The organism is Pseudobacillus sp. FSL P4-0506, from assembly GCF_038003025.1.
Lineage (GTDB): Bacteria > Bacillota > Bacilli > Bacillales > Domibacillaceae > Pseudobacillus.
Genome location: NZ_JBBOOI010000002.1, coordinates 41,926 through 59,548, shown reverse-complemented (window position 1 = coordinate 59,548; position 17,623 = coordinate 41,926). Strand labels below are relative to the sequence as shown.

The following is a 17,623-nucleotide window of genomic DNA, read 5'->3' as shown; positions in this document are numbered from 1 at the left end:
TACAAAAAATATAAAGGGATGATTATAAATGGAAAATAAATTTGCTAAGAGAACGCATTTAGTAAAATCTTCTGAGACACGTGAAATATTGAAAGTGACAGAAAGACCAGAAGTCATCTCTTTTGCGGGAGGTCTGCCAGCTCCAGAGTTGTTTCCTATAGAAGCCCTTAAAGATGTGTGCAATGCCATATTGAATGAAGAAGGTGCCGATTCTCTTCAATATAGTACGACTGAAGGGTATATTCCTTTAAGAGAAGCTATTTGTCAAAGGATGAAAGTGATTGGAATCAACTCGACTATTGAAAATGTTCTTATTACACCAGGATCCCAGCAAGCTATTGATCTTACCGGAAGATTATTTATCGATGAGGGAGATACAATTATTTGTGAAAGCCCAACCTACCTTGCAGCCATTAATGCATTCAAGTCATACAATGCCAAATTTGTTGAAGTAGCTATGGATGATAATGGCATGGTTATGGAAGAGCTAGAGAAAAAGCTGCAAGAGCATCCTAAGACAAAATTCATCTATACTATTCCAGATTTTCAAAATCCTACCGGACGTACATTAACACTCGAAAGACGAAAAAGAATGATTGAGCTTGCTAATCAATATGATGTGCTGATTATAGAGGATAATCCTTATGGAGCTATAAGATTTGCTGGAGAGGAAATCCCGCCTGTGAAACATTTTGACACGGAGGGGAGGGTCATTTATTTAAGTACTTTCTCTAAGATTTTTACTCCCGGTCTTCGACTTGGATGGATTTGTGCAGACAAATCTTTCATTGATAAGTACATTGCTTTTAAGCAAACAGCTGACTTACATACTGATAGTTTTGCACAAAGAATTACAGCGAAGTATATGGAACTTTATGATATTGAAGAGCACATTAATAAAATCAGAGAGGTTTACAAAGAAAGATGCACAGCGATGTTATTTTGTATTGAAGAATTTTTCCCAAAGAATTTGTCTTACAGTAAACCAGAAGGTGGATTATTTATTTGGATTGAGCTTCCAGAGGGCATTGATTCAACACATATATTTACCGAGTGTTTAAAAAACAATGTTGCTTGTGTACCTGGTGTGCCATTTTTTCCAAATGGTACACAAAAAAATACATTGCGTTTAAATTACTCAAATATGTCTATAGAGAAAATCATGGAAGGCATGAGGCGTATGGGAGAGGTATTACATCGTGAATTGGAAAGAGAAGCAACTCTTTCATGATTCAGAGTTAACAGTCTGACTAGGAAAGATAAGCAAAGAAACAAGGTCTTGTGCCCAACTCTATATATTGTATACCTTTCCTTAAGTTGATGGTTATATACGGGGGTATTTATTCTACAATCAGCAGTCTCTCTTGAATTTTTTAGTTTAACAATATCGTACTAAAAACAGGCGGGATGTTGATGGAAATTTAAATTTAGCTGAATAATAAGAAGATATTTTGTGACACAGGGAAAACTCTTTTAAAAGAGACCTATATAAAAGGAATCATTCTTTCGCAAGTACATTTAGATAGTATGCACATGGTCGAAAAGAGGAAAGAATATGAAAAAATCTATAGTCTAGCAAGAAACTCGGCAGGAGGAGAAGAGAATGAGACCCCATCCTCACTCTCCTCTGGCATCAAAATATATTAATACTCCTAAAAAGCGACGGGAAGAGAAGTTAACCCTTGTGAGGATAGCTTGAATTGCCAGCTCACCTTCTCCCGGGGAATGCTTAGATGAAGATTTGGCATGCGTCTAAGCAGGGTGGTAAACGCAATGTCTCCTTCAACACGGGCGAGAGGGGCGCCCAAACACATATGAATGCCGTGGCCAAAGGCGAGATGACGCTTAATTTTGCGCGTGATATCTAATTCTTCCGGCTGTGTAAACTGAAGCTCGTCTCGATTGGCCGATTTCACTAAAAGAAGCAGTACATCCCCTTTTTTGATCTGTTGGCCTCCAAGCTCAGTATCTTCGAGAGCGAACCGCGGTCCAGTAATTGTAGAGGGGCCATTAAAGCGCAGCAGTTCTTCAACAGCTGAAGGAACCAGACTGCGATCGGCTTTAAGCATCTCCAACTGATTGGGGTGATCTAATAAGAGTAAAGCACCTGTGGAAATTAAGTTCGAAGTAGTCTCATGGCCGGCAAAGATTAATAACTGGACCATCGAGATCAGCTCATCTTCGTTGAGACGATCCCCTTCCTCTTCAATGGCGATCAATTGGTTAATTAAATCATCATTAGGGGACTTGCGTTTATCGGCCACAAGCTGTCTGATATAATCACCGAAAGCTTGGAGGTTTCCGGCAACTTCTGGCTCAAGCCTTCCGAGGCCAAGGCCATTCGAGATGCCTTCAGACCATTCATGGATCTTGGACCGATCCTCTTTCGGCACGCCTATCATGTCTGAAATAAGATTGATTGGTAATGGATAAGCATAGTCCTTGACTAAATCCATCTCCCCTTTTTCTTGAACCTGGTCGAGCAGTTCATCTGCTATATGTTGTACACGAGGGCGCAAGCTTTCCATATATTTCGGTGTAAAAGCTTTAGATACCAATATACGTAATCGCCGATGATCGGGCTCATCGATCGCATTCAAGGAATTGGCGAGAAAAAGAGATGAATCAGTTTGTTCCTCACTCCCAGTTAAGGATTGCTGAATGTTGCTATTATCTACAATATTTCTTCGGTCAACCGTAAAGCGGGCATGATCCTTGAAGACCTTCATAGCCTCTTCCATACGTGTAACCATCCATACTTGACTATCGGCATCACCCATTGGAAAGGGAATGGGAATGACCGATCCCATGTCTCGCAACTGTGCGAATATAGGGAAGGGGTTTTCTCCGATTTCACCGCTCAACACACCTAGTACGGCCTTCTCAGGCTGGATTTGATCTGAACTATTCATGATCCTCTTCCTTTCTGCAACTGCCCTTTTCAGGTCTTGCTTTGTTTGATGCTAGGGATATAGTGATCTACGTTTATCATTCTGTACAAATAGTAGTTACTTACTCTAATAAGCAGTCCAGCCAGCATCGGCCGTTATGACTGTGCCATTTACAAAACTTGAGTCATCGCTTGCCAGGAACAAAGCTACGGACGCAATATCACCTGGTTTTCCAACACGAGGATTTATCCCCAGCCCAGGCTGGATGCGCTCCATACCGAAATTGTTGACCCCTGTCATGGAATGGCTGATATTTGTTTCAACTCCTCCTGGTGCGATTGCGTTACAGCGAATGCCTTTTTGTGCATACATATAGCCTGTATTTTTTGTGAATCCAACTACGGCATGCTTGGAAGCAGTATAAGCTGCACCCGCGCGTGCTCCTTGCACTCCACCTGCAGAGGCAACGTTAATAATCACTCCTTTTTCTTTCTCTAAAAAGATAGGAAGAGCTTTACGCGTAGCGCGCATAACACTTGTTGTGTTAATGGCAAAGATCCTTTCCCACTTCTCATCTTCAATATCACCAGCAGGCTCAAAATTATCCATAATACCGGCATTATTAACAAGAATGTCTAAAGTTCCATATGTACTCACAGCCGTATCAATAAGTTTTTGAATGTCCTCTTCTTTAGCGACATTAGCTGATACGGCTACGGCATTGCCTCCATTAGATTTAATTTCTTCAGCGGTTAAGTTGGCTCCTTCTAGGTTAATATCTGAAACGACTACCTTTGCTCCTTCTTTTCCATATAGAATGGCAATCGCTTTTCCCATTCCCGAAGCGGCCCCCGTTACTACAGCTACTTGATCTTGAAGTCTCATTTCCATTCCTCCTTTACTTTTTTAGTTGATTAAATAATGGACAAATGTTCATTATTTAATCAACATACTTATAGTATAATTACTTTTGTGTAAGCGTTTCAATCCGCAATAAGAGCTGTATTTGTTGATTAATATACAGTATGGCTCGCTAATGATGATTAATTTATTTTTTGAGCATTCGAGGTGGCTTATGTCTAATAAACAGGTGAAAGTTGACAGAAGAATTATTAAATCGAAGAAAGCACTAAAAGACTCATTACTGTCATTAATGGAGCTAAAGGATTTCAAAAAGATCACAATTACAGAAATCGTTCAGCTAGCCGATGTAAATCGAGGGACTTTTTACAAGCATTATCAATATAAAGAAGATGTATTAAATGAAATCATAGATGACGTTATTACGGATTTGATTGCCTCGTATCGTGACCCTTATAAAAATAAGAACACCTTTGACGTAGGTAAACTTTCTTCCAATGCCGTCAAAGTATTTGAACATGTAAATAACCATTCCAATTTCTATACCTTAATTGTGAATTCAAAAGTTTTATCAGGATTCCATTATAAAATATGTGATATCCTTACCACTTTAACGTTGCAAGATCTTAGTGACGATGCCTCCACTTCTACTATAAATCGTGAACTTGCAGCTAGTTATCATTCACATGCTATTTTTGGCATGATTATTGAGTGGGTGAATAGTGGATTTAAATACAGTTCTGGCTATATGGCTGAACAGTTACTGGCCATCTTGAATAAAAAACCGACTACAACTGTTTTTAATCGGAACTTAAGTGGAGTACATTTAAAGGAAGAAACCGAATAATTAAAGTAAGAGAAGAATTAGTAGAGCTACTTTCACCAAAGGTTAGAAGCTGTTTATAACTTATACGTCTGAACATACAATGAATCTAGAACAAGGGGTTATAAGTATAAATCGTCTAATAGCTGGGGGAATAATAGTTATGAAATACTGCCATGCTTGCGCGCTTGTTATCAGGCATGTTTTTTTTAAAAACAAACAGTGCAAAATTCAAATACATTTATCTTAATTAATACCCTATAAGAGCTTCTCTATCTATGGTCGCTGAATGAATACTTTATTTCTCATTAGTTGAAGAATAGGATTTGTAATGATTTTCACCAAAATATTAGAGAGATAGCTTATTAGAACTAAGGGAATTAAAGTTAATTAAAGCGAGTATGCATGCTTCTTAAATTTCCTGACAGCCCCGTATTGAGTTGAAGAGAGCTACAAAAGTATTGAAAAGATAAAATTTCTTCTTCACTTTATTAATAAAGTATCCGATATAACGTAATAAAAAGCTTTAAAAGGAGAAAGATGATGAGGTTTCTGCGAAATTTAAAGATATCAAAAAAGCTGTTGCTATTGATTGTCATTTCAGCTCTAATTACGAGCATAGTCGGCATAGTCGGCTATAAAAATATGAAAGATATGGCAGAGGGATCAACAAAGATGTATACAGATTATTTGCAACCAATTGATTGGTTAGGGCAGGTAAATGCAAATAACCATGCTATCGATTCTTTTACACTGGAAGCAATTATGACCAAAGATCCTGCTAAATACGATGAACTTATGGAGAATATTGGCAAGGCGGCAAATGAAAACGATGAATGGATACAGCAGTATGAAAAATTGGATTTATATCCTGAGGAAAGACAAGGATTGAAGTCCTTTCAAACAAGTGTAGCTGATCTTCAAAAATCGAGGCAGAAAGTGCTCGATTTAGCTGCTCAGGGTAAAGATGCGGAAGCCTACGGACTTTATAAAAATCTGACTCAACGTCAGGAAATTAATCAAGCAATTAATGATTTGCAAAATTTCAACGAACAGTTAGCCAATAACGTGAAAGAGAAAAATAATGAGAGGATGAAAACAGCCACAGTCGTTTCAGCTACAGTTGGATTACTAGGGGTTGCTGTTTTAATCTTAATCGGATGGATAATTACTCGAATCATTGTAAATCCAATCAAACAAATTCAAACTTTAATGTCCAAAGCGGAGGATGGCGATTTTACAATCGAGGGGAATTATCGTTCTAAAGATGAAATAGGTCAGCTAGTACGATCTTTTAATAATATGATTAATGGATTAAAACAAATTATTAAAACCGTAAGTGTGACATCCGAATTGGTTGCAGCTTCCTCTGAAGAGTTGAGTGCAAGTGCTGAGCAAAACAGCCAGGCAGGAGAAAGTGTATCTACAAATATTGAAGAACTGGCGAAAGGCTCAAACCGCCAACTGCGAAGTGTGGAAGAGAGCACACGAATTATTAATGAGATGGCGGAACATGCGGAAAAAATCACTGTAAATGCTAAGCAAGTGTCACAAAAGGTTGCCCAAACTTCTGAAATGTCTTCTGAAGGAAAGCAATCGATTGAAAAGGTTGTCCAACAGATGAATTCAATCAATGAAAATGTGATGGGATTAGACGTTTCTATAAAAGGGCTGAGTGAAAGCTCAAGTGAAATTGGGAGAATTAATGAAGTGATTACAGCTATTGCCGGTCAAACGAATCTTCTTGCCTTAAATGCTGCCATCGAGGCAGCCAGAGCAGGGGAAGCAGGGAAAGGATTTGCTGTAGTTGCAGATGAAGTGCGAAAGCTTGCCGAACAATCAGCAGCATCGGCCGAGCAAATAACCAACTTAATACAAGTTATTCAAGACAATACAGGCCAAACATTGCAATCCATGAAATCTGCCGCAACAGAAGTAGAAGCAGGCTTGGGTGTAGTACAGGAAGCCGGGGAGTCGTTTGAAAAGATTGAGAACTCTATTCATGAAGTCGTTTCCCAAATTAAAGATGTTGCTGGCGCGATTAACGAATTGTCTGCGGGTACAGTACAAGTTGCTAATTCAATGAATCTAGTCAAAGATGTAGCCGAAGAGTCAGCAGCAGGTAATGAAAGCGTGTCAACAGCAACAAAAGAACAGTTAATTTCAATGGAGGAAATTTCTAAAGCGTCTACGACTTTAGCAGAAATATCAGAAGAACTCCAGCAATTGATTATGAAATTTAAAGTGTGAAGTAGCTGAATAAAAAATAACCTTTAAAAATTCTTAGATTTAATTCACTTTTAAAGGTATAACGTATAAATGGATTGAAGTATTTAACTGCTTCAATATCATCGTTAAATATGGCTTTAAGATCACGGTTGATAAGAAATCTTGTTAACCAGGACTTTTCACCTTAGCTATACTTTATTACACAAAACTCTCAATCGTTCTATTTTGCCCCTTCACTTTTAAAACCCAGCTGCCTTCACATGAGAAGGTTAGCTGGGTTTCTTATTATTTTCTTAACTAGTTGTCGGAACGAATATTCATTTTTTATTCATCTTTTTTCTATTTAATCTCATCTGTTAATTTGCCTTTTACACTTACCCGACCTGCAAAGTCAAATGTGTGGTTAAGGCTGATGACACAAGGGTTTCTGTGCACATCAATTTCGAAAAATCACACCGACTTTATATATAATTTTGCTCCTTGGAAGTCGATTTTTTTTAGCTATAATTTTTATTCAAAAAAAGATTAAAGTTGATTAGTATGATCCCATCACCATCCCGACCCAATCGATCTAGTTTCATTAGCTGTTTTTGTTGAATGGAATAAAATCTTTTATCATGAAGCTTCTAGTAAATTACTCGAATTAAAAATGAACAAGGTTTCATTTCACTATACACCCTATTTTATCCGATAAAATAGGGTAACAGCTCAATGATGAGCCGTTACCCCGATCTTCATATCTAACATTTCTCAGACTTTATCTTCTTTTTTTTCTATTTTGTTCTTTGATGAATTTCCTAGCGTTTTTCATGCCACCCATACCATGAAACATGTCATTTATCTTTTCTTTTTCAATCATTTTAGAATTTAAACCTTCATACTTAGTTTCTTTTTTTAGTTTCCAATAACTTTCTAGCCTTTCAATCGATAAGACGCCATCTTTAATGGCTTTTTGCACTGCACAGTTTGGCTCGTTTTTATGTGTACAGTCATTAAATTTACAATCATAAGCAAGTTCATCAATATCAGAAAAGGATTTCATTAAATCCGCACTAATAATCCCAAGTTCTCTCATCCCTGGAGTGTCTATAACAACACCTGAATTTGGCAGCATAATCAGTTCGCGTCTTGTAGTTGTGTGTCTACCCTTATCATCAGTTCTTATCCCATTTGTATCTAATACAATTTGACCAAGCAGGCAATTGATTAAGGTCGATTTTCCAACTCCAGATGATCCTATAAACGCAACGGTCTTACCATTGGTAAGGTATTTCTTTAAGGACTGATATCCTTCATAAAAAGCACTTGTTGTAACAAGCACATCTACACCTATGGCAATAGAAGATATTTCATTAAGTCTTGCCTCTATTTCTTTACATAAATCTGATTTTGTAAGTACAATAACCGGTATGGCACCACTGTCCCAAGCAATAGAGAGGTAACGTTCGAGTCTGCGAAGATTAAAATCATTATTCAACGACATACATATAAAAACTGTATCAATATTTGTGGCAACAATTTGAATATCTTCCCTAGAACCTGCCACTTTACGTGCAAAAACACTTTTCCGTGTAAGTGTATGATGAATAATTCCGTTTCCCTGTGAATTATCCGTTCTGTCAACCATTACAAAATCTCCAACAGCAGGGTATTCAGAAAGTTCTTTTACACTATAATGAAATTTCCCAGATATTTCAGCTGCAATCTCGCCATCTTCCGTAATTACCTTATACAGATTTTTAGATTGCGAAGAAACTCGACCTACAAAAAGATCTTTATATAGTTTAGACTCCTGTATATATTCTTCAGTAAGTCCTAAATTTTTCATATCAGTATTATTCAATTTCATTTCCTCCTAAAGTTTAGATCATAACTTTTGGGAGGTTTTATGCATAATTTATTTTGCACATACCTCCCCATTTGCTACAATCTCAAAGCTCTGGTTGCTAAACATAAAAGCAACATCTCCTTTCCATTATTTATAAGCTTTACTATATCACAATGCTCAATCATTATTAATTAATTATATGAGCATAGGCTTTCTTAATTTAGGGCTAAAATGGAAAAAGAGCAATTATCCTTGTTTCTGGAAAGGCACCCGTGGCTTACTTTTGAAAATTGCTACATCTCTTTATAGATGAAATTTAGAAGAGATTGAAAAGAATGATCCTAAACTTTACGAAGCAGGATTATATTAAAAAGCCCCTCAGAATTGCTGAAATTAGCTAACTCTGAAAGGCTCTTTATTTTTTAGAGATTGCTTAGTCTTGGAAGGAGATTTTTTATTCAAAGCCAGTAACAATATCATCCCAAGAATACAGGCAGTACCAGCCCATTGAAAAAAACCAAAAGGTTCTTTTAGCCAAAAGACCGTTGTGAGAACAGCTGCTAGTGGTTCTAAACTACCTAAAAGGCTTGTTTCGGCAGGTGAAAGGCTTTGCAAACTTTCGATATAAAACCAGAATGCAATCATTGTACCGAATATGATAACGAATACTAAGTACAAATAGGCTTCTGCTGTTAAGCCTGTAAAGTCCATTTGCCAAGGTGGGTGGATAAAACTTAATGAAAAACCACCGATCGTCATGGCCCAGCCCACAATGACAAGGGAATCATATTGCTCAAGGAGAGGAACGGCGTATAAGGTGTAAAATGCTAACGATAGTCCGGATAATACGCCCCAAATGATGGCAATTGTCGGCACAGACAGGCTGGAGATTGAACCGTTCGTTAATAAGAAAAAGCACCCTCCTAAAGCAAGTGAAACAGTTAATAAATCTTGCCGCGTGAGAACAGTTTGCTTGCGCAAAATTAAGTAAATGATAATCATTACAGGCGCTAAGTATTGTAATAGTGTCGCAACAGCAGCATTCCCATATTTAATGGACACCATATAGGTGTATTGAACCGCAAGCATGCCGAGTAATCCAAAAATAATCAGTTGAACAGCTGTCCTCCTATTTTTCCAGACACCAAAAACTTCAGAACGGTCTTTTACAAAAAATTGAACTGTTAAGAGTAAAAAACCAGCGATGAGCAATCGTGTCGTTACGAGCCAATTTACATCGATTGCGTATTGTTGGAAGAGCTTCTGTGCAACTGTACCGCCAACACCCCAAAATATCGCTCCCGTTATTACGAGAAATAATCCTGTTCTTCTAGTAGGTCTATTCATGATCATTCTCCATCTTAAATATAATAATAATGTTATAATAAGTGAAAAATCGTTCTAATAATACTTAAATAGAATCAAAAAATATAAATATATTGAGGTGATTATTTGCAGATAAAAAATTTCATTGTTAATCAAAGTTTAAAAGAGCTAACTGAACATCGTACAGTTGAGTTACCGATTGCATGTTATGAAACAACGATTAAGCAAAATATACATGGCTATATACCCCTCCATTGGCACGAGGAAATTCAATTTGTTCTAATTGTTAAAGGGGAAGCAATTTTTCAAATAAATGAAGAAAGAATAGTAGTAAGGGAAGGCGACGGGCTATTTATAAATAGTGGCTGTCTGCACATGGCAGAAGAAAAGAAAAAATCCGGCTGTGTCTATATCTGTTTAAATGTTTCCCCTCATTTCGTCCTGCCACAAGAACTCTACATGAGTTATGTAGTTCCTTATATGCAAGCAACTAATTTACCTTACGTTTTTGTAGATGCAACTGAGCTTTGGGGGAAAAACATAGTAGATGCCATTTTAAAAATCAAACAGTTGATTGAGCGAAAAACGCAGTACTTTGAAATCGATATAACCATGCAACTAGCATTAATTTGGAAAAATCTACTCTTTAATGGCTTTCAACCTGAATACCTTCAGACAGAAATGTTAAAGAGCCAGCGAATGAAGCAAATGCTAAATTGGATACATCTACATTATGCTGAGAAAATCATGCTAGAGGATATTGCAAGGGCTGGCCAATTGAGTCGATCGGAATGCTGTCGCTACTTCAAGCGAATTTTAAAAACTACCCCATTAAATTACGTTATAGATTATCGAATTCAAAAAAGCTTGAGTCTATTGCAACAAGCAGAATCTAATGTTACTGAAGTTGCCTATCAAGTAGGGTTTAATAGTACAAGTTATTTTATTGAGAAGTTTAAACATTCGATGAACATGACACCATTAGCTTACAAAAAATATAAAACGGACAATTATTAACTAAATTATGTTGGAGATGATTCGCTTTTCTTGTTAAACTCCCTCATCTAACAGATGCTCATTTTACTTCAAAAAGCGCTTTTCTGAAGTGACTAAAGTCTAGTTTCTCACTTATAACACCTGAGGAATTAGGCTTTTTATATTTGTATGTCCTTAACGTTGTAAATTCGCGTCTGCTTGTAGTACCCAACAGAAGCAAATCTATTAAATATGTACAAGCCATATCATTTAACAAACATTTTCTTATAGTCGAGAGGAGTGGAACTGGATTATTGTACAGATCGGGCTTAGTACGAGATTTCTTATTCCAAATGGACTTCCGTAGAAGCACCCAAAAAGAATGTTGATTATCATTCAAGTGGTACTTTAAGAGATAATTTGCTTATACAATTTTAAAAACCCGGGTATCTCTACACGAGAAGATTAACTTGGTTTCTTTATGATATACGTCTAATTACTGAGCTATTTCATGCAGCTTCTACTACTTTGGTTGTAATCGATGTAAGTTGATTGATTACGGGGACATGTTCAATTTGAGCAAATAACTGGTGAATGCTATTTTTGACATAAAAAATAACAAGAGTATAATAGATTTTGAACAATTGTTCAAAACATTTGTTCAAAAAATACTCAACACCTTTATTAAAAAGTGTGAAAGGGGATGAGTCAATTAAAACAGAGCAGAAGTAATGACAGAAATAAAGATGTAAGAGATCAAATCCTTCGAGCAGCAAAACTGCTATTTGCGAAAAAAGGCTATGAAGGGACAACTGTTAGACAGATTTGTAATGAGGCGAATGTTTCGTTGGCTCTTGTTTCTTATCATTTTGGAGGGAAAGAGAACGTTTTCTTTGAGATGTTTGAACCGATTAGACAACTGTTTGAGAATATGAAATATGATTTATCTGATTCATTAGGTGCACTTAAGAGTTTTTGTAGACAGTTTGTTATTTTTAGAAATGAAGAAAGTGAATTAGTTAGTATATTGCAACAAGAGTTAGTAATGAATAGTCCGAGATTAGAGATGCTGACAGATGTATTTCTTCCTTCCTGGGAGCAGCTTCGCTTAATTTTACAAGAGTGTCAGGATAAAAAAACGATCGATTTTCCATCGGTTGATGCAGCAGTTAATTTTATAATGGGAACATTAATGTATTCTCTCAACAACGCATTTTTGAACCGAACTCAATCTGAATTGTCTCCTGAACAGGTAGCAGATCTGGCTGTAAGCTTTATCATGAATGGACTACAAGCAACTTTAGAATAAGGAAAGAGGTAAGGAAAGATGAAAGCGGCAAAAATATATGGAGCAAGAGATATTCGAGTAGAAGAAGCAGAATTACCCACCCTTGAAGAGGGAATGGTAAAGGTAAAAGTTGAATACGCTGGTATCTGTGGAAGTGATATGCATGAGTATTTAGCTGGTACTTATCCAATGCGTACCCAGCCTGTTCTAGGTCATGAGTTTTCGGGTGTAGTTGTAGAAGTAGGAGAAGGAGTAACAAAGACAAAAGTGGGAGATCGGGTAGCCGTTGAACCTCTTATTCCTTGTGGAAAATGTGATAATTGCCAAAGAGGATTTGTAAATTTGTGTACGGAACGTCAAGGCTATGGGTATACGGTTTCAGGTGGATTTGCCCAATTTGCAGTGGTGAAGCAAGAAAATACTTTCCATTTACCTGAAAATATGAGTTTAGAGCTTGGTGCACTCGTTGAGCCAACAGCTGTTGCGGTTCACGCTGTCCGCCAAAGTCAATTAAAGCTCGGGGATTCTGCAGCCATATTTGGTGCTGGCCCAATAGGATTATTGTTGTTACAAGCTGTTAAAGCAGCAGGAGCAAGTGAAATTTTTATAGTGGAAGTATCGGATGAACGTCGTCAAAAGGCGTTAGAACTTGGAGCTACATATGTGCTTAACCCAATTGACACAGATGCTGTAGCGTTTATTCGTCAAAAAACAAATGGGGGAGTAAACGTTGCCTATGATGCTGCAGGCGTTCAAGCAACATTTACAAGTGGCGTAGGGTCTGTACGCCCAGGCGGTGAATTCAAAGTTGTAAGTGTGTGGGAAAAACCGGTCAATTTTGATCCTAATATGATCGTTAGAACGGAAGCGAAAATCAGTGGATCATATGCATATATTCGTTTATTCCCAGAAGTCATTCGTTTGCTTGCAAGTGGCATAATTGACGGGAATGCCGTAATTACAAGTGAGATTGCATTAGATGACATTGTTGAAAAAGGCTTCGAAACATTAACGAAAGACCGCAGTCAGTGTAAAATTTTAGTGAATATGAGCCTTTAGTTTACAAACGAGTGATTAAACTTATCTTTTGTTATGTTATCAGCTATTGCTTTACAAGAAATAGGCCTCCTGTACAGTAAATTCATATTACTGTACAGGAGGCTTTTATGATTACCGGATATGGCCGTTCTTACTATTGCTCAAGCACCATTTGGAGGAATAAAAGGGCCGTGAAGGTGGACATCAAGGACTGGACGAATACTTAGAGGAAAAATATATTTCCATGGATATTAAAACAAATAATTCAAAGAGCAACTGTTCATTGTAAAAACATTGTGACATATAAACATAACTCTTAACATGTTTTTTACGTTTTCTGCTGACGTTGCCCAATATAGACTGAATCATAAGCACTCTTATAGTGAATTGATCCCTGTCAAATAGTCAATAAAAAAAGCATAATTATGCAGCCTGGGCTCTATATTGATATAGACTCAGGTTGTTTAATTTTAGTATTGGGGATTGCCTTGCTTATTTATTTCACCGATGATGTTTGCGGATACACCAACAAGTTTTTTAATTGCCCACACGATCATTTGTATCCCGTATGTTATTTCTTAGTACTAACAGGGTTAAGCGGAGGCAACGGAATCCACCGCCCCCGAGATCAAAATGCCGAAAAAGAAAGAGAATACAAAGTATTACCTTCAATTGGGAAGAAGACTTATACGGTTGGATTTTTTGTTGGTTGTATTATGGCTATGATGTTCTTAAAAATCAATGATGACAGTGCGAAACTGCTGCAACTAGCAGGCTGTGAAGCTCTTTTGCATCATAGTGGAAAAAAGAAAGACTATTTCACTAGCTCAAAAGAATACTGGATTGTTTGAAAAATATGATTTTTATTTTATTATTTACGGCATGTTCAAAAAGTCATTAATAAGCCTGAGCAATTAATAAAGAAGATATGAGGGATTGATTATCGCTTTTTTGAAAAATAGGACATGGGTGCTGCGGATCGGCAGGAATCTACAATGTTGTCCACTACAATGAAGCGATGGAAGTGTTGAATCAAAAGATGAATCATATTAAAAAAGTAGAGCTAGATATCATCGTCATAAGTAATCCGCGCTGCTATTTACAGATGAAATTAGGGGCCAGGCGCGTAGGGAAGGCAGAAAAAGTCAAAGTTGTTCATATTGTTAAACTGCTAGCCGAAGCCTATGGGATACACTAATTCTTAATCAACGAATAAATCAAGGTCAAATTTTCCGTTAATTCTAAATTAAAAAATAAAATGAAGGCAGATTAATTTGAATTTCTATACACCGTTTGCGTAATGGTTACACTATAACGGTAAAAGGAGTGAGGAGTGGTGAGACAATTACAACTTCCGGCATTTAAATTTACGGAAGAACAAAAAAAGTTTCGGAAAGAAGTCCGTTCTTTCTTACAAGCTGAGAAACAAAAAGGAACATTTGACACACATGCTGATTCTTGGCTGAGCGCATATAGTGAGGAATTTTCGAAAAAGATTGGGGCCCAAGGCTGGATTGGGATTACATTTCCAAAAAAATACGGAGGGCAAGCACGCTCCTCGATTGACCGTTACATCGTTACAGAAGAGCTTTTGGCTTTTGGAGCTCCCGTTGCATCACACTGGTTTGCAGATCGTCAATCTGGGCCGTTACTTTTAAAGTTTGGAACAGAAGAACAGAAGGAATTTTTCATTCCAAAAATCGTGAAAGGTGAATGTTATTTTTCCATTGGACTTTCTGAACCGAACTCAGGATCTGATTTAGCATCACTAAAAACAACTGCTGAAAGAGTGGATGGCGGCTGGATCGTTAATGGAATGAAGACATGGACCTCTGGTGCTCATCATTCGCACTACATGATCACCCTTTGCCGAACTTCTCCTCAGGATCCAAAAAATCGTCATGGGGGTATGAGTCAGCTAATTATTGATCTTAAATCCGATGGTGTAACTATTCGGCCAATTCAGTTCTTAACGGGTGAACATCATTTTAACGAAATCTTTCTTGAAAACGTGTTTGTTCCAGATAACAGAGTAGTTGGAGAAGTTGGGAATGGATGGGCACAAGGGTTAACTGAACTGGCATTCGAACGAAGTGGTCCCGAACGAATTTTAAGCACATTTCCACTGCTTGAAGAGGCGATTCGTTTATTGAAAGAAAAAAAGGATCATAGAGGTTTGATGGATGCTTCGAAACTAGTAAGCCGAATGTGGTCACTGCGTAATATGTCGATAGGGATTGCAGCTCTGCTTGAAGAGAAAAAAGATGTGAACTTAGCAGCTGCGCTAGTGAAAGATCTTGGCAACAGCTTTGAGCAACATGTAGCTGAAGTCATTCGGCTTCTTTTACCAGCGGTGCCAAGCAAGAATGCAGAAGATGAGTATGTCAGGCTGTTAGCGGAATCCATTCTACACGGTCCAGGGTTTACTATTCGCGGGGGGACAACTGAAATCCTCAGAGGAATAGTAGGAAAAGGAGTGATATCTGCATGAGTGAGATGAAATCATTTATTGAAGACACTGCTGGAAAAATTTTAAAAGACTTATCGACTAAAGAACAACGGGAACGTTTTGAAGAAGGTGAGTGGGCAAATTCACTTTGGAAAACGATTCAAGAATCCGGGCTAACATTACTTGGAATTGAAGAAGAGAAAGGTGGAGTCGGCGGGGATTATGAGGACGTTTTTGCTATCTTGCGCGTCGTTGGAAAGTACGCTGCTCCAATTCCTTTAGCTGAGGTTATATACGCCAATCAATTTCTTGCCACACATGACGGTGAGGTGGAGGATAAATTAAGAGTCGTTCATTTAGCTGAAGAGAGTTCTATGATTCAATCTCCGTATAAGTTGATGCATGTTCCATACGGAAGATATGTTGACGAAGTGGTTGTAATCCGGCAGGAGGGTCAACAAGCTTATTATTCAATTGTCAATGTATTAACAGGTGAAATTGAGAAGAATGCCAATTTAGCTGCAGAGCCTCGTGATAACTTAACCTTTTTAAATCTAGGAGAAACAAAGAAATTAGATCTAAGTTTTAAAGAGGCTTTAGAACATTACACAAAATTCTTAGCGCTTAGCCGTGTGGCAATGATGACAGGTGCGATGGAAAGCGTACTTGCTTTATCTACTCTTTATGCAAAAGAGCGCCATCAGTTTGGTCGTCCCCTGCACAGGTTCCAGGCCATCCAGCATCACCTGGCTGCAATGGCGGGCGAGGTGGCTGCTGCCTATTCAGCACTTTCTGTGGCGAGTTCATTTTATCCATCAGACTTAGGGAAAGAGCAAATTGCAATGGCTAAAATCGAGTTATCTGCTAACGCAAATGTAGTCGCAAAAGCTGCACACCAGCTTCATGCTGGAATTGGGATGACATATGAACATGAACTTCATCATTTTACTCGTCGTTTGTGGTCGTGGCGTGAAGAAGCAGGAAATGAGACATATTGGGCTGATCAGTTAGCTAGTTTGTATCAGGCTCGAGAAGAAACGATTTGGGAATCGATTACTCATGTAAAAGGAGAGGAAACACATGCCGGATCTACTGTTTGAAATAAATAATAAAATTGCAACAATCACATTAAATCGTCCTGAAACACTGAATGCGTTTAGTGGTGAAATGCTTGATTTATGGATTGATTCGCTTGAGAAAGTGAGGGATTCAGATGAGATTTCTGTTTTAATTGTCCAAGGAGCAGGAAATGGTTTCTGCTCCGGTGGAGATATTAAGGAGATGATCGCTGGTAATGGATTCTACAAGTCGAATCAAGATAATGTTTCAAAAGGAATCAATCGTAAGAACTCGCTATGGAAAAAAGTGCAGCGAATTCCTCTTTTGTTAGAAGAAATCGATAAACCAGTGATTGCGAAAGTACATGGAGCGGCCTTCGGAGCAGGACTTGACATGGCTCTAATGTGTGATATTCGTTTTGCTTCGGAATCAGCCCGATTGTCTGAAAGCTATATCAAAGTAGGAATCGTACCTGGAGATGGTGGAGCGTACTTCTTGCCGCGGCTTGTCGGCCGGGATATGGCATTGCATATGTTGTGGACAGGGGAAGTGTTGACAGCAGAAGCAGCAAAAGAACGCGGGCTTGTTACATTTGTTGTACCAGATGAGAAACTTGACCAAGCAGTTGCGGAATACGCAAAAGATTTAGCCTGCGGCCCTCAACTGGCAACGCAGCTCATCAAGCGTGCAGTCTATCAAAATAGCGAAATGTCATTACGCTCTTCACTTGATTATATTTCATCGAAAATGGCGCTTGTCATGGAAGAGGAAGATCATAAAGAAGGTGTGCGGGCTGTCATGGAAAAAAGAAAACCGAATTTCGGGAAAAATGAAACGTCAATAAAGTAAAAGAGGT

General features: G+C 38.0%; 16 protein-coding genes. 11 read left to right on the top strand and 5 right to left on the bottom strand.

From position 1 onward, the window contains the following. Positions 1-28: 28 nt before the first annotated feature. On the top strand, positions 29-1,231 hold the full coding sequence (locus tag MKZ02_RS22195) for an aminotransferase-like domain-containing protein (RefSeq protein ID WP_340856600.1): 1,203 nt from the start codon (positions 29-31) through the stop codon (positions 1,229-1,231). Positions 1,232-1,652: 421 nt separating this feature from the next. On the opposite strand, the gene MKZ02_RS22190 is transcribed toward MKZ02_RS22195, so the two are convergent. Together MKZ02_RS22190 and MKZ02_RS22185 are read right to left on the bottom strand one after the other, a co-directional pair. Continuing rightward, positions 1,653-2,912, bottom strand: coding sequence for a cytochrome P450 family protein (locus MKZ02_RS22190; RefSeq protein WP_340856599.1), 1,260 nt, complete (start codon positions 2,910-2,912; stop codon positions 1,653-1,655). A gap of 105 nt (positions 2,913-3,017) precedes the next feature. Continuing rightward, complete coding sequence (locus tag MKZ02_RS22185; protein ID WP_340856598.1) at positions 3,018-3,776, bottom strand: SDR family oxidoreductase; 759 nt, start codon at positions 3,774-3,776, stop codon at positions 3,018-3,020. 190 nt (positions 3,777-3,966) lie between these two features. On the opposite strand from MKZ02_RS22185, the gene MKZ02_RS22180 reads away from it, so the two are divergent. Continuing rightward, complete coding sequence (locus tag MKZ02_RS22180) at positions 3,967-4,599, top strand: TetR/AcrR family transcriptional regulator (RefSeq protein ID WP_340856597.1); 633 nt, start codon at positions 3,967-3,969, stop codon at positions 4,597-4,599. 519 nt (positions 4,600-5,118) lie between these two features. After that, a complete protein-coding gene (locus tag MKZ02_RS22175; RefSeq protein WP_182917186.1) occupies positions 5,119-6,825 on the top strand; it encodes a methyl-accepting chemotaxis protein in 1,707 nt (568 codons plus the stop codon). A gap of 736 nt (positions 6,826-7,561) precedes the next feature. On the opposite strand, the gene rsgA is transcribed toward MKZ02_RS22175, so the two are convergent. After that, entirely contained in the window at positions 7,562-8,653 is a 1,092-nt protein-coding gene (rsgA, locus tag MKZ02_RS22170; RefSeq protein ID WP_340856595.1) for a ribosome small subunit-dependent GTPase A, read from the bottom strand. 372 nt (positions 8,654-9,025) lie between these two features. Continuing rightward, positions 9,026-9,979 (bottom strand): DMT family transporter, encoded by a 954-nt coding sequence (locus MKZ02_RS22165; RefSeq protein WP_340856594.1) that lies wholly within the window; start codon positions 9,977-9,979, stop codon positions 9,026-9,028. A gap of 105 nt (positions 9,980-10,084) precedes the next feature. Between MKZ02_RS22165 and MKZ02_RS22160 the strand changes: the two genes are divergently transcribed. After that, the gene (locus MKZ02_RS22160; protein WP_340856593.1) at positions 10,085-10,975 is read left to right on the top strand and encodes an AraC family transcriptional regulator; all 891 of its coding nucleotides are present in this window, start codon (positions 10,085-10,087) and stop codon (positions 10,973-10,975) included. A 467-nt stretch (positions 10,976-11,442) separates the two neighbouring features. Here MKZ02_RS22160 and MKZ02_RS22155 read toward each other — a convergent pair whose 3' ends face one another. Further along, positions 11,443-11,598 (bottom strand): hypothetical protein, encoded by a 156-nt coding sequence (locus tag MKZ02_RS22155; RefSeq protein WP_340856591.1) that lies wholly within the window; start codon positions 11,596-11,598, stop codon positions 11,443-11,445. 38 nt (positions 11,599-11,636) lie between these two features. On the opposite strand from MKZ02_RS22155, the gene MKZ02_RS22150 reads away from it, so the two are divergent. From MKZ02_RS22150 to MKZ02_RS22120, 7 genes are all read left to right on the top strand, one after another. Continuing rightward, a complete protein-coding gene (locus MKZ02_RS22150; RefSeq protein ID WP_120038333.1) occupies positions 11,637-12,242 on the top strand; it encodes a TetR/AcrR family transcriptional regulator in 606 nt (201 codons plus the stop codon). Positions 12,243-12,260: 18 nt separating this feature from the next. Beyond that, on the top strand, positions 12,261-13,280 hold the full coding sequence (locus MKZ02_RS22145) for a 2,3-butanediol dehydrogenase (protein WP_340856588.1): 1,020 nt from the start codon (positions 12,261-12,263) through the stop codon (positions 13,278-13,280). A 404-nt stretch (positions 13,281-13,684) separates the two neighbouring features. Continuing rightward, entirely contained in the window at positions 13,685-14,110 is a 426-nt protein-coding gene (locus MKZ02_RS22140) for a hypothetical protein (protein ID WP_340856587.1), read from the top strand. 107 nt (positions 14,111-14,217) lie between these two features. Next, entirely contained in the window at positions 14,218-14,457 is a 240-nt protein-coding gene (locus MKZ02_RS22135; RefSeq protein ID WP_340856925.1) for a (Fe-S)-binding protein, read from the top strand. Positions 14,458-14,595: 138 nt separating this feature from the next. After that, entirely contained in the window at positions 14,596-15,750 is a 1,155-nt protein-coding gene (locus tag MKZ02_RS22130) for an acyl-CoA dehydrogenase family protein (RefSeq protein WP_340856586.1), read from the top strand. Then, entirely contained in the window at positions 15,747-16,808 is a 1,062-nt protein-coding gene (locus tag MKZ02_RS22125) for an acyl-CoA dehydrogenase family protein (RefSeq protein WP_340856585.1), read from the top strand. Before MKZ02_RS22130 ends, MKZ02_RS22125 begins: the two co-directional genes overlap by 4 nt. Next, positions 16,789-17,616: an enoyl-CoA hydratase/isomerase family protein gene (locus MKZ02_RS22120; RefSeq protein ID WP_340856583.1), complete on the top strand. Its 828-nt coding sequence runs from the start codon at positions 16,789-16,791 to the stop codon at positions 17,614-17,616. Before MKZ02_RS22125 ends, MKZ02_RS22120 begins: the two co-directional genes overlap by 20 nt. Positions 17,617-17,623: the final 7 nt, after the last annotated feature.

What these genes read in the sequence shown, in the direction of transcription:
- MKZ02_RS22175 (WP_182917186.1), top strand. Translation starts at nt 5,119, where the DNA reads ATGAGGTTTCTGCGAAATTTAAAGATATCAAAAAAGCTGTTGCTATTG.
- MKZ02_RS22185 (WP_340856598.1), bottom strand. Translation starts at nt 3,776, where the DNA reads ATGAGACTTCAAGATCAAGTAGCTGTAGTAACGGGGGCCGCTTCGGGA.
- MKZ02_RS22120 (WP_340856583.1), top strand. Translation starts at nt 16,789, where the DNA reads ATGCCGGATCTACTGTTTGAAATAAATAATAAAATTGCAACAATCACA.
- MKZ02_RS22195 (WP_340856600.1), top strand. Translation starts at nt 29, where the DNA reads ATGGAAAATAAATTTGCTAAGAGAACGCATTTAGTAAAATCTTCTGAG.
- MKZ02_RS22180 (WP_340856597.1), top strand. Translation starts at nt 3,967, where the DNA reads ATGTCTAATAAACAGGTGAAAGTTGACAGAAGAATTATTAAATCGAAG.
- MKZ02_RS22150 (WP_120038333.1), top strand. Translation starts at nt 11,637, where the DNA reads ATGAGTCAATTAAAACAGAGCAGAAGTAATGACAGAAATAAAGATGTA.
- MKZ02_RS22190 (WP_340856599.1), bottom strand. Translation starts at nt 2,912, where the DNA reads ATGAATAGTTCAGATCAAATCCAGCCTGAGAAGGCCGTACTAGGTGTG.
- rsgA (WP_340856595.1), bottom strand. Translation starts at nt 8,653, where the DNA reads ATGAAATTGAATAATACTGATATGAAAAATTTAGGACTTACTGAAGAA.
- MKZ02_RS22140 (WP_340856587.1), top strand. Translation starts at nt 13,685, where the DNA reads ATGCAGCCTGGGCTCTATATTGATATAGACTCAGGTTGTTTAATTTTA.
- MKZ02_RS22145 (WP_340856588.1), top strand. Translation starts at nt 12,261, where the DNA reads ATGAAAGCGGCAAAAATATATGGAGCAAGAGATATTCGAGTAGAAGAA.
- MKZ02_RS22125 (WP_340856585.1), top strand. Translation starts at nt 15,747, where the DNA reads ATGAGTGAGATGAAATCATTTATTGAAGACACTGCTGGAAAAATTTTA.
- MKZ02_RS22165 (WP_340856594.1), bottom strand. Translation starts at nt 9,979, where the DNA reads ATGAATAGACCTACTAGAAGAACAGGATTATTTCTCGTAATAACGGGA.